Consider the following 12,454-nt stretch of genomic DNA (forward strand, 5'->3'; position numbering starts at 1 on the left):
GGAATAGCAAACGGGGAATAACCTAAGATGGACAATCTGAATCTCAGCAAACACATATCCGGTCAGTTTAACGCTGAACTGGAACATATTCGTACCGAATTGATGACAATGGGCGGGCTGGTGGAAGAGCAGCTCAGCAAAGCGATTCTGGCGATGCACAATCAGGATGAAGCGCTGGCACGGCAAGTGATTGAGGATGATCAGAAGGTCAACATGATGGAAGTGGCGATCGATGAAGCGTGTGTCCGCATCATTGCAAAACGCCAGCCGACCGCCAGCGATTTGCGCCTTATCATGGTCATTTCCAAGACCATTGCCGAACTGGAACGCATTGGGGATGTTGCCAATAAAATTTGCCAGACCGCCCTTGAGAAATTTTCACATCAGCAGCAATCGTTGCTGGTTAGCCTGGAATCATTGGGGCGCCATACTATCCAGATGCTGCACGATGTACTGGATGCTTTTGCCCGCATGGATTTGGCAGAAGCCATTCGCATCTATCGTGAAGATAAAAAAGTCGATCAGGAATACGAAGGCATTGTCCGCCAGTTAATGACTTATATGATGGAAGATCCGAGAACGATCCCGAATGTCATGACTGCCCTTTTCTGTGCCCGCTCCATTGAGCGTATTGGCGATCGTTGCCAGAATATTTGTGAATTTATCTTTTATTACGTTAAAGGGCAGGATTTCCGCCACGTGGGTGGTGATAATCTGGAAAAATTACTGACCAAAGACGAATAATGTTAACTGACTGAAACGCTGGTATTTTTCATCGGCGTTTTCTTTTTCTCATATTCTTTTAGGCTATAAATATAGCATTTTATATTATTTCAGGTGCTATACCTAAATTGATAGCTTTTGTTGGTCATATAAAAATTAATAATCAACAGGGGTGTTCAATGAAGGTTCGCAATAAATCTCGCGTAGCGGTTACTGCGCTGCTGACCAGCCTGGCGCTGGTTTCTGGTCTGGTTTCTGGTGTAGCAAAAGCAGATAAACTTGATGACATTAAAAAAGTCGGTACGGTACGTATTGCGGTATTTGACAGTAACCCGCCATTTGGTTTTATCGATCCTCAAACGAAAAAACTGGCAGGCTATGATGTGGACATTGCCAATGCCATAGCCAGTGATTTAGGGGTAAAACTGGAACTGCGCCCAACAAACCCGGCAAACCGTATTCCTCTGCTTTCTTCCAAGAAAATTGACTTAATCGCTGCCAACTTCACGGTGACTGATGAGCGTGCTAAACAAGTCGATTTTTCCATTCCTTATTTTGCGACTGGCCAGAAATTTATTGCCCGCAAAGGTGTGCTGACCCAACCTGACGATATCGCCAAGCTGCGTATTGGGGCGGACAAAGGCACCGTGCAGGAAATTACCTTACGTGAACGTTACCCAACGACAAAAGTCATCTCTTATGACGATACGCCGCTGGCTTTTGCTGCTTTAAGAAATGGCAATGTTCAGGCGATTACGCAGGATGATGCGAAATTGGTTGGCCTGCTGGCAAACGTACCGGAAGCCCAGAAAGCAGACTTTGAAATTTCACCCTTTAGCATTACTCGTGAATATCAGGCGGTAGCGGCCTCCAAAGGAGAAAGGCGACTGATTGATGCCGTTAACCAGACGTTATTGAAGCTGGAAAACGAGGGTGAAGCGGCGAAAATTTACAACCGTTGGTTTGGCCCGGAAACCAAATCTGCCCAGCCGCGCGGTGATTTTAAATTCGCGCCATTGGAAAGTCAGGCAAAGCTGTAACTCATTAGGGAATAGCAGAAAGCACGTTTGAAATTAGCCTCGTAATAACGGGGCTTTGCTGCTTATTGATGCGGTGAATGATATGTTTGAGCAATTTATTACCGGGCACTTACTGGCTCCTGAATATCTACGATGGCTCTGGCAGGGATTTTTGATCACCTTATGGCTCTCTGCCTGTGCCATTGTCTCTTCCACCTTATTGGGCTTTGTGATTGCTGCGGCACGAGACAGCCAAATTAATTCTTTGTCTTGTAAAATATTGTGCGGGTTGGTTACGGTTTACACGACCGTATTTCGTAACACGCCTCTGTTGGTACAACTGTTTTTCTGGTATTTCGCATCGGGTCAGATCTTGCCTCAAGAGGTAATGATGTGGCTGAACATGCCCCATGAAACAACGATTTTTGGCCTGACGCTGGAATGGCCATCCTTTGAATTTTTGGCAGGATTTATCGGCCTGACACTCTATTCCGCCCCTTTTGTGGCAGAGGAACTGCGTGCGGGTATTCAGGGCGTCGGGCGCGGGCAGAAATACGCCGCTCATGCGTTGGGCCTAACGGGTTGGCAGGCCATGCGGCATGTGGTACTGCCACAGGCGCTGAAAATCGCCATGCCGCCTTTGTTGGGGCAATACATGAATATCGTCAAAAACTCCTCATTAACCATGGCGATTGGTGTAGCAGAATTGTCCTACGCTTCCCGTCAGGTGGAAACCCAATCCCTGCAAACCTTTGAGGCATTTGGTGTCGCAACCGTACTTTACATCGCCATCATTGCCGTGATGGAAGGTTGGGGACAGTGGCGTCAGCAGAAAACATTAGCGAGGGGGTATTGAAATGGATTTTACCGTTATTGCTGAAAACTGGCGTTATTTGCTATTGGGCACTTTTCCCGATGGGCCGCTGGAAGGAGCGGCATTGACGCTGGCAATCAGCATCATGGCAGGTGTGATTTCTATCGTATTCGGCATTGTGGGTGGAATTGCCCTGGCGATGCTGCGTGGATTTTGGGTCAACCTATTGGCGGCTGTATTGGGATTTTTCCGGGCTATTCCCGTTATCATGCTGATTTTCTGGACATACTTTCTGTTGCCCGTGGTATTGGGAATGGAAATTCCTGAAATTACCACGGTCGTTTTTGCGCTGGCGTTGATCACTTCGGCTTATTTGGCGCATGGTGTGAAAGCGGGTATTTTAGCGATCAGTGAAGGCCAATGGCGCGCAGGATTATCACTGGGGCTAACTCGTTGGGAAGTGTTGTGGCATATCGTCTTACCGCAGGCATTACGCATGATGGTGCCTTCATTTATCAACCAATGGATTGCATTAATTAAAGACACCTCCCTGGCCTATATTGTTGGTGTGGGGGAATTGTCATTTCTGGCGGCCCAAGTGAATAACCGCAGCATGGTCTATCCGATGGAAGTCTTTTTATTTGTTGCGCTGGTTTATTTTGTGATGTGTTTATCATTGGAGTTGATCGCCAATTACGTTGCCCGTCGTTTCTCGGTGAAACGTGAAAAAACCGCGATCTTTGGATTTTGGCGCAAGAAAACATTGAGTATGGTTCCATAAAGTTAATATCTGATACCTGACAGATATTTTTGCTGTTGTATTAATTCCCTGCTGAGACGGTAGGGAATTTTTTTATATTAAGCTAAAAATTCCGCGATGATTTTATTTACTAGGCCGATATTTTTCTTATTGAAACGATATGTTTTTATTTAGGTGATTGGTTTGGATTTTAGGATTTTATCTGTATTTTTGGGTTAAATTTTCTGCTATAACGACACGGTACAATGCAAGATAATAATGACGAAGGATTAACATAATATGGCTAATTCTATTTACGTGACAATAAAAGGAAAGCTTCAAGGGCTGATTTCTCAAGGATGTTCTACACTGGATTCTATAGGTAATAAATTTCAGTTGGGGCATGAAGATCAAATATTTGTATTACAATTTAATCATGGTGTTTCTCGTTCACAAAATGTTTCCCATCAACCAGTTAAATTTGTAAAACCTCTGGATAAGTCCTCTCCGTTATTAATGATGGCAATTTCAAATAATGAAGAGCTTGACCTGATGTTTGAGTTTTATCGAACATCACAAACAGGTGGTCAAGAGCGTTTTTACTCAGTTAATTTGAGAAATGCGAAACTATTGAGTTTAAATGTACAATATCCGCACTCTGTTAACCATAATGATCAGCAACCAGAAGAAGTTGTTGCAGTCAGGTATAAAGATATTGTTTGTCAGCATCATATCGCTGGTACTTCAGGATATTGCGCCTGGGAAGAAACAGTTTATTAATTATTTCAGTACATTGAGGCAAGATATTAAATAACAACCACGGGGGTAATTAAAATGCGATTTGAAAGTCTTACATCACAACTCAGGAATGAGTTTGATGAAAGTAAATTGCCGAGTTTTCAGCATGCCAGAATGATTGGCTCCATACATTATGGTACTGCCGATATAAATTTTCAGGCTATTGCTGACGCATTGGATTGCCACCGTGATTTTTATGGCGCTGGAATTATTTATTCGGATGGATTATTTAAGCGTTATTTGGTTAGGCCATCAAAGAGAAGCGGAAGCCAAGTTTCTTCTGAATTAACACATATTATTATCTTTAATCTTGAAGCAGGTACTACCCCAGAGGTAGAACTGGAAAAAACAGTTTCAGAACCTAATTTAATGTTGGAGATTGGATCGACCGCGCTTTCGTGTGGGGGAGCGCTGGTATCGGGACTCGGGTTATTGGGATCAGGAGTGGCAGTCCCATTTTCAGGAGGAACGAGTACACCTTTAGTATTTTTATCCTACGCTGGTCTAACAGCTTCTGGCATCCAATGTGTAAATGGAGGATACAGAATTTATCAACTGGCAGGTGCAGGAGAGGAAGGTATTGAGCATGTCGCTTGGTTAGACTCACAAGGTTGGTATGTTACAACTACAACTCTATTAGATACCATATCCTTGGCTTCTGGGGTAGCAGCTCTAAGGGAATCATTTAGAACGTATAAGATAATGAGGGCAGCTTCTCCTCGCAAGGCATCGGAATGGTTGAAAAATATGCCGAGACATGAGAAAAAGCGCTTAACTGAAGAAATTATGCGGCACAATAATCCAGGAATATCTAATCAAGCTATTAAAAAAGCAATAGCGCAAGGACAGTATATTAAACGTTATCCTACAGAGCAGATACAAAAGGCATTGCAGAACCATTTGAAAGATTCCCTCGTTGCAGCAAGTGGATTTGTAGGTAGTGGAATGACAGGAACAATCAGAAATCCAGAGAATATATTGACTTCAGGTAAATATATTATTGGTATGATTCACTCTATTGCTTACGAACAACCAGCTAGTTATTTATCTGAACACTTTTAATAATTATATTAACTCTATGAATATATTGATTGTGATGGCTATCTTATGAATATAAAAGATTTCTTTTTAGATACAGAATTTAGAAAATTCTTGGATAGGGCTAGTGTTCTGGAAGCGAAAATAAAAAGCTCTGATCCAACTTTAGAGTATATCGCTTTGGATGAATCGAGTAATAAAAAATATTTTTATTATCCTGGTAGATTTAGGATAGGTCTTATAATATTTTTTATTATGATCGTCTACATGGCTTTTTTTTCAGGTGTGGCGACATTTATACCTGGTTTGTTAGTCAATAATCCTAGCCATGAAATAAAATCCATTGCTTTTGTCTTATCGTTAATGATTAGCGGAATTATTTCACTTTCTCATATTGGACTGACGTTAAGTGGATATTATTACGGCCCTTTCATCCAACGATATTTAAACTCAGTGATATTTTTTTGTAGTTTAGTGTTATCCTTTATAAAAGGAATGCCTGATTTTGGTGTTTTTTATTTTCTTTTCATTGCATTATGTTGTTTTTTTATAAAGTTAATATTTAATGGTCAGTATTATTCTGGTTTCTTATGGACTAGGATGTGTATCAGGGTTAATCATCTTCTCTTTAAGAATGAATTGAATAAATTAAATGGATTTAATAAAAAACAGTTAAGGGAATACTCAAGAATGATGAAGCAAGAAAAGCGGAAGAAAATAAGAGATAAAAAAAGAGCAAGGTAGTCGATGGAAAAATAGGGAGGAACGAGAAAGTGAAGATGAACATGACAGAAATATTAACGAACAATCAATCGCCCTTCTGAAGAAAGCATATTACTGGCTTTGTTTCTTATATCATATTGTTTTTTATGGCTTTTATTTTTCCTCATCCGGCTAACAAGTAATATGGGAGGGGACTGATCCAATAGTCCAGCTCAGAGATACGAGTTTCACTTGCAGTTATTGTGAGCCGAAAAAGCGGCTAAATGCGAGTTCTTACACGTACCTCTTATGTTGCTAATTGACCAACTTAATTAATGGCGTTTATTTCTTCTGGGCATCGCAATTACCGCAGCAGTCAACAACATTAATGTTCCCGCAGCAATCAGCACTGACAGAAATGAGTGATTGAAAGCCTGTTTTGCTGCATGGAGCAGCGATGAAGCTGCGTCTCCTTGTAACCCTTCTGCGGCGATAAGGGCTTCATCAATGCTGTTTCGTGCGAGATCCGATAGGCCCATATCAGCCGGAAGGGTGAACGATGCAGAATAAACTGCCACCATCAGGCTGCCGAGAACAGCAATTCCGAGTAAGCTTCCTAATTCGTAGGCGACTTCTTCAATAGAGGCAGCGGTGCCAGCGTTGTTTTCTGGCGCATTGAGCATGATGGAGGTAGAAGCGGCTGTCATTGCGGCGCCGGTACCAAATCCAATCATGCTAAATGCAACAATTTGCACGAACATACCAGATTGTAAACTGACGATATAGCCAAAGGAACCCAGCCCGGCGAAGGCGAGAGAAAGCCACATGATTCGCCCGGAACCCCATTTGGGTATAGCAAACCCTGCCAAGGGGCCGGCAATAAAAGAAGCGATAGGAATAGGTAAAATAAATAGCCCAGCTTGCAGGGGAGAAAATCCCATAGCGAGTTGAAAACGTTGGCTGACAGCAAGCTCCGTACCAACCAATGCCGCCGTAGAAACAAAGGCTGCGATGACGCCCGCAGTAAAAGCACGGTTGTTAAAAAGCTTGAAGTCGATCATGGGGGTGGATGAATTTAGCTGCCGGCGAATAAAAATAGTAGTAAAAATAAGCCCGAGAACGCCGACGGCTAACGCAGTTGCCAGTGACGGGGCTGGTTTACTGATTTCCTTGATGGCATAGGTAATGCTAACTAAGCCGATCATGATTTGCACGGAAGCAAGCAAGTCGAAATTATGTTCTGGATTGCTCCGGCTTTTTGCAATGACAACCAGAGCGAAAACAAGTGCGATGAGAACGATCGGAACATTGATAAGGAAGACTGATCCCCACCAATAATATTCGAGCAGCAACCCGCCGATGACAGGGCCAAGTGCCGCGCCACCGGAAGCGACGGCAGACCAAATGCCGATGGCAAGTGCCCGTTCGTTGGGATCTTCAAATGCCTGGCGGACTATCGCGAGTGTTGCTGGCATCATCATGGCAGCGCCAAAGGCAAGCACGACACGGGCTGCAATCAGTGTATCTGGATTAGGGGAAAATGCGGCCATCAGCGATGAGAGGCCGAAAATCGCTAACCCGCTGGTAAAGAGTTTTTTAGCTCCAAAACGATCACTCAATGCTCCCATCGCAGGAAGCAGGCCAGCAATCGTTAAGGTATAGGCATTCATGATCCACAACTTCTCAGAGGCAGAAGCACGTAAATCATGTGTCAGCCGTGGTAAGGCCGTATAGAGAACGGTCATATCAATAACAACGAGGAAAAGCGCACTGGAAATGATGGCTAGCACGAGCCAGCGAATATTTGATCTCATAAACTCACCAACGTGGTTCGAGGACAATAACTTGCCAGACCTTGACGAAATTGTTGTCGGTTATTATAAATACATACGTATTTAATTAAAAGGGGGAGGAATGGGACGACGCAAGAAAATTGATCGAGAAGCTTTGTTGGATGCAGCAGAGCAAATTGTTACAACACACGGTGCTGCGGCTCTTACCATTGATGCACTGGCAAAGGCCGTCGGTATTACCAAAGGTGGGGTGCAATACAGTTTTAGTACAAAGGATAATCTTATTGATGCGATGTTTGAGCGTTGGGGAGCGAGTTATGATGAACAATTCCATGAAATGGCAGGCGATCATCCCCAACCGTTAACCGCAGTGCATGCACACGTTGGGGCGACTATGCGATCTGATGAAGCTTCGACGGCAAAGGCCGCCGGATTACTGGCAGCGTTACAACAAACGCCTGAGCATCTCAAATCAACCCAAATTTGGTATCGCGAACGCCTTGCGGGTCTGGATACGACAACTGAAGAAGGCCGTCAGGCACGTTTAGCCTTTTTAGCGACAGAGGGCGCTTTTGTCCTACGTTTCTTTGGCTTAATGGATATCGGAGAAGATGAATGGAAAGATATCTTCAATGATATTCTTGCTTCCCTGCCATCCAAAGTTTCTTCTGAAAACTCAGTATCTGACAAAGATTAAGAATCTGTTTCATCAAACTTTAAATACATAAGGGCCTACTTGGGTAGGCTCTAACGCGTTGTATTGTTTTCTTTTGGGAGAAGTTAAAGAGAAATCATAACGAATAAAATATCGCCATTCAATGAATCTCCTCAAGAATCATAATGTTACTTAACTTATTGATTAGTCATACCGCAAACGTTTTCTTTTTTCCTCGTTTCAGGGTAACGATTTATATGTGTTTCCTGTAGGATAAGTCGAAAACTTCGTTTTTTTGGGAAACAACATTACATGAGCACAATAACTTCTGGCTCTGCGAATCGTCAGGGCTTGCTTCAGCGAGTGTTTAAATTAGAGGAACATGGCACGACCGTTCGTACTGAAATGATCGCCGGGCTGACGACTTTCTTGACCATGGTTTATATCGTCTTTGTGAACCCACAAATTTTGGCCGTGGCGGGGATGGATATTAAGGCGGTATTCGTCACTACCTGCTTAATTGCCGCAGTTGGCAGCATTATGATGGGGTTGATGGCAAACTTACCCGTTGCTGTTGCTCCCGCGATGGGGCTGAATGCGTTTTTTGCCTTTGTCGTGGTTGGCGCGATGGGGATTTCATGGCAGGTTGCAATGGGCGCGGTTTTCTGGGGCGCAGTGGGATTGTTGATTTTAACTATCTTCCGTGTGCGTTACTGGATGATCGCCAATATTCCGTTAAGCCTGCGAGTGGGAATTACCAGTGGGATTGGCCTTTTTATTGCGATGATGGGGCTGAAAAATGCGGGCATCATCGTGCCAAACCCCGACACGATCGTTTCCATTGGCAATTTTGCTTCCCATAACGTTCTGTTGGGGACATTGGGCTTTTTCATCATCGCCATTTTAGCGGCACGTAATTTTCATGCCGCGGTGTTGGTTTCTATTGTCGTGACAACCGGCATCGGCTTTATGATGGGGCGTGTCGAATATCATGGAATTTTTGACCTGCCACCCAGTGTGATGAGCGTGGTGGGTAACGTCGATGTGAAAGGGGCTTTAGATATCGCTTTAGCGGGCGTTATCTTCTCGTTTATGCTGGTTAACCTGTTTGACTCTTCCGGCACATTGATTGGTGTGACGGATAAAGCAGGCATTGCGGACAGCAGCGGCAAATTCCCGCGCATGAAACAAGCCTTATATGTGGACAGTATCAGTTCGGTAGCGGGTTCTTACATTGGAACTTCCTCGGTGACTGCCTATATTGAAAGTTCTTCTGGGGTTTCTGTTGGTGGTCGTACCGGCCTGACAGCGATTATCGTCGGTATCTTATTCCTGCTGGTGATGTTTATTTCTCCATTAGCGAGTATGGTGCCTGCCTATGCCACAGCAGGAGCATTGGTTTATGTCGGTGTTTTGATGATTTCCAGCCTGACACGGGTTAAATGGAATGATCTGACTGAATCCGTACCTGCATTTATTACCGCCGTGATGATGCCATTTAGTTTCTCTATTACTGAAGGCATCGCATTGGGTTTTATCGCTTACTGCGCCATGAAGTTGGGAACGGGTAAATGGCGTGAGATTAGCCCGTGCGTCATTGTTGTGACGCTACTGTTTGTCTTGAAAATGGTGTTTGTGGATGCGCACTAAACACGATTGAGATGAAATCCCGTCATGAATACGGGATTTCTATTTAAAATACAATTATCCATCCTTACCACGGTGTCCATCATGCCCACCGTTTGAGCCGCCTTTACCGCCTTCTCATCCATTATCCGTCGGCTCCTCTGCCACCATTACCGCCACTGCCACCATTACCACCGCCAGATGCACCGTTACCGCCATTACCACCAGGTGTCAGGCTGTTTTTGTTGGAGGGTTATTGAATATTTTTCGGTGCGACAAAACCAATACAGACCGTTTGTGTTTCAGCGCTGGGCTGGGCCTGAAAAGAGAACTCTTCTTTATGGCTAATCGTCAAGGCAGGCCATTCCTTAAGAGTATGTTGGAAATCTTCTTCTTCACAACTCTTGCCTCGTTCTCCTACCAATAATGCCCCCTGTTCTACGATATCGTTCTCTTTGATATGGCGGTTATAGATATTTGGCGGAGCACCCTTATTTAATTCCCAAGGCTGTATCGTTTTTGGGTGGTAGTGACTATAGAACGTCAGCCACTCATGCAGATATTCTCCGCCAACATAGCGCAAAGGTGTTGGGTACAGTTCATTCCAACGTTGATCAAGTTGGCTGGTAAACGTTTTTATCCCCACAAATTTTTGCCCAGCATTACGGACATTTGCCATCATTACGCTGGTATAGCCAATCAAAACTAACACACCAAACACGGCCAATCCCCGTAACGTACCTTGCAGAGATTTGCGGGGATATACCGTTATTGATCCCACCAACAAGGCGGGGGCAACAACCATAAAAGGCTGCACCCACTCAGTCATGCGTCCGCCCTGATTGAAAGAGAACCAGCCATAAATAATCAGCAAAGGCAGCAGGATAACGATATTGACCAGCGCATTAGACTGCTGTTTGGGCCAGCCAATCCGGCCACCCAACAGGTAAATAATCACACTGACAATGATCAATGGATAGAACACAGAGAACATTGCGCGAGTGGTATGTAGATTGAATCCTTTCTGAATTTGGGAATCTACCCATTTAAATGCGGCAAAGTCGTTATGCAGCAGCCACCAGACGTTCGGTAACACCAGCGCGAACCACAGCACAAGGGCGAGATAAAACAGCGGTTCCCGATAGTTGCGGCGCACTTTGGGTATGAACAGGGAGAGCAAAAAGACAGAACCGACGATGGCAAGTGAAGAATATTTCCCCATCGTTGCCAGCCCGGTGGTGAGCGCAAATGCCAGCCACCATTTGGGATGATCGTCAATCGCGCGCAGGAAAAACAGCAGCGACCACGGCCAGAGCATGACCAAAAGATAATTATCATTGTAAGGAATGATATCGAAATTGATGATGCCTGACAGGTTCAGCGTTAACATGGCAAGCCATGCCAGTACAATTTTGCCTGTTAGCCGAAAAGCAAGCTGCCAGACACCAAGCATACCAATGGCAATGGCAACAAAGTGGGTGAAATACCAATAAAAGCTGAGAGAGATATTGCCGATATGGATAGTCGGGAGCATTATGGCACCGACTAGCCACGGGTTTTTTGGAGAACCCCATTCCCCATTTATACCCCAGTTTAATGCTTCTACAGCGTCATAAGGAACGGTGGGATCGAGAGTATAAGTTACGATTACCCATAAAACAGCATAACCAGTGACCCAAAGATACAATGGCATGCGGTAAGAAGAAGTATCAAAAAAACGCATGGTGATTAATGACCATAATATTTGAGTTAAAACTTCTTAGAATATTAGCTGAACTTTAAACGATAAGTGAATGACATTGGATGTTATAGGTAGTTTCTGTTAGATTCCGCCGAAAATATCTTGATAAAAGCGAGTTGAGTCACAAGCTATGAGCCCGTTAAAGAAAAAATCACCAGCGAAACCTTCCGCTGGCAAGCAAAAAAAGAAAAGCCGTGCAGAGCTGAATGTTGAAGGGCGTGAACGTAAACGCGAGAAAAAGCGTCGCGGTAACCCTACTGGCAGCCGGAGTAACGGTAATGACAGAGATAAAAAACGTTCAGGCGGTAAGCAGGAAAAAGATCCGCGTATCGGCAGTAAAGTTCCCGTCCCTCTGACCGTCGGTGAAAAAACAACCACGGTGAAACCCGCAGTTAAACCGGTTGTGGAGAAACAGAAGCCACGCCTGTCACCGCAAGAAGAGCTGGAAATGTTGGAAAATGATGAGCGTTTGGATGACTTGTTGGCACGTCTTGAGCAGGGTGAAAAACTGTCTCAGGAAGACAATGCCTATATTGACAACAAGCTCGACCGCATTGATACGTTAATGGAAGAACTGGGTATCAATCTGGAGAAAGACGACAGCGAAGAGGAACGGCAGGAAGATATCATGCAGTTGTTGAAGGGTAAATAATCCCTCCATCAATTGATTGAGATCGTAAAAGGCGGGTTTATTCTGATAACCACAGTATTAATAACCACAGTATTAGTATGTTATTTATTGTGGTTATTGGGTAAACTATGGCAGCTATCGCGACGTAAACGTCGGTTGCGCAATATCATCATGG

At 44.2% G+C, this 12,454-nt stretch carries 12 protein-coding genes; 10 read left to right on the forward strand and 2 right to left on the reverse strand.

The features are described from left to right. Positions 1-27: 27 nt before the first annotated feature. The 7 genes from phoU (at position 28) to Xmir_RS02635 (ending at position 5,875) form a co-directional block, all read left to right on the forward strand. A complete protein-coding gene (phoU, locus tag Xmir_RS02605) occupies positions 28-744 on the forward strand; it encodes a phosphate signaling complex protein PhoU (RefSeq protein WP_047964062.1) in 717 nt (238 codons plus the stop codon). Positions 745-902: 158 nt separating this feature from the next. Beyond that, complete coding sequence (locus Xmir_RS02610; protein ID WP_099112899.1) at positions 903-1,763, forward strand: ABC transporter substrate-binding protein; 861 nt, start codon at positions 903-905, stop codon at positions 1,761-1,763. Positions 1,764-1,845: 82 nt separating this feature from the next. Further along, positions 1,846-2,598 (forward strand): amino acid ABC transporter permease, encoded by a 753-nt coding sequence (locus Xmir_RS02615; protein ID WP_099113075.1) that lies wholly within the window; start codon positions 1,846-1,848, stop codon positions 2,596-2,598. Between the two features lies 1 nt (position 2,599). Next, complete coding sequence (locus Xmir_RS02620; protein WP_099112900.1) at positions 2,600-3,337, forward strand: amino acid ABC transporter permease; 738 nt, start codon at positions 2,600-2,602, stop codon at positions 3,335-3,337. A gap of 258 nt (positions 3,338-3,595) precedes the next feature. Next, entirely contained in the window at positions 3,596-4,075 is a 480-nt protein-coding gene (locus Xmir_RS02625; protein ID WP_099112901.1) for an Hcp family type VI secretion system effector, read from the forward strand. 54 nt (positions 4,076-4,129) lie between these two features. Continuing rightward, positions 4,130-5,155 carry an Ssp4 family T6SS effector gene (gene ssp4 / locus Xmir_RS02630; protein WP_099112902.1) on the forward strand — a complete coding sequence of 342 codons (1,026 nt, stop codon included), beginning with the start codon at positions 4,130-4,132 and terminating at the stop codon, positions 5,153-5,155. A 45-nt stretch (positions 5,156-5,200) separates the two neighbouring features. Next, on the forward strand, positions 5,201-5,875 hold the full coding sequence (locus Xmir_RS02635; RefSeq protein WP_099112903.1) for a hypothetical protein: 675 nt from the start codon (positions 5,201-5,203) through the stop codon (positions 5,873-5,875). Positions 5,876-6,165: 290 nt separating this feature from the next. Here the strand turns inward: Xmir_RS02635 and Xmir_RS02640 are convergent, their stop codons facing one another. Next, positions 6,166-7,647 carry an MFS transporter gene (locus Xmir_RS02640; protein WP_099112904.1) on the reverse strand — a complete coding sequence of 494 codons (1,482 nt, stop codon included), beginning with the start codon at positions 7,645-7,647 and terminating at the stop codon, positions 6,166-6,168. Positions 7,648-7,747: 100 nt separating this feature from the next. Here Xmir_RS02640 and Xmir_RS02645 point away from each other — a divergent pair, with 100 nt between their 5' ends. Continuing rightward, entirely contained in the window at positions 7,748-8,323 is a 576-nt protein-coding gene (locus tag Xmir_RS02645) for a TetR/AcrR family transcriptional regulator (RefSeq protein WP_099112905.1), read from the forward strand. A gap of 270 nt (positions 8,324-8,593) precedes the next feature. After that, the gene (locus Xmir_RS02650; RefSeq protein WP_099112906.1) at positions 8,594-9,931 is read left to right on the forward strand and encodes an NCS2 family permease; all 1,338 of its coding nucleotides are present in this window, start codon (positions 8,594-8,596) and stop codon (positions 9,929-9,931) included. A gap of 229 nt (positions 9,932-10,160) precedes the next feature. Here the strand turns inward: Xmir_RS02650 and Xmir_RS02655 are convergent, their stop codons facing one another. Further along, entirely contained in the window at positions 10,161-11,630 is a 1,470-nt protein-coding gene (locus Xmir_RS02655) for a glycosyltransferase family 39 protein (protein ID WP_099112907.1), read from the reverse strand. A 148-nt stretch (positions 11,631-11,778) separates the two neighbouring features. Between Xmir_RS02655 and yihI the strand changes: the two genes are divergently transcribed. Next, positions 11,779-12,300, forward strand: coding sequence for a Der GTPase-activating protein YihI (yihI, locus tag Xmir_RS02660; RefSeq protein ID WP_099112908.1), 522 nt, complete (start codon positions 11,779-11,781; stop codon positions 12,298-12,300). Positions 12,301-12,454 lie beyond the last annotated feature (154 nt).

The organism is Xenorhabdus miraniensis (assembly GCF_002632615.1).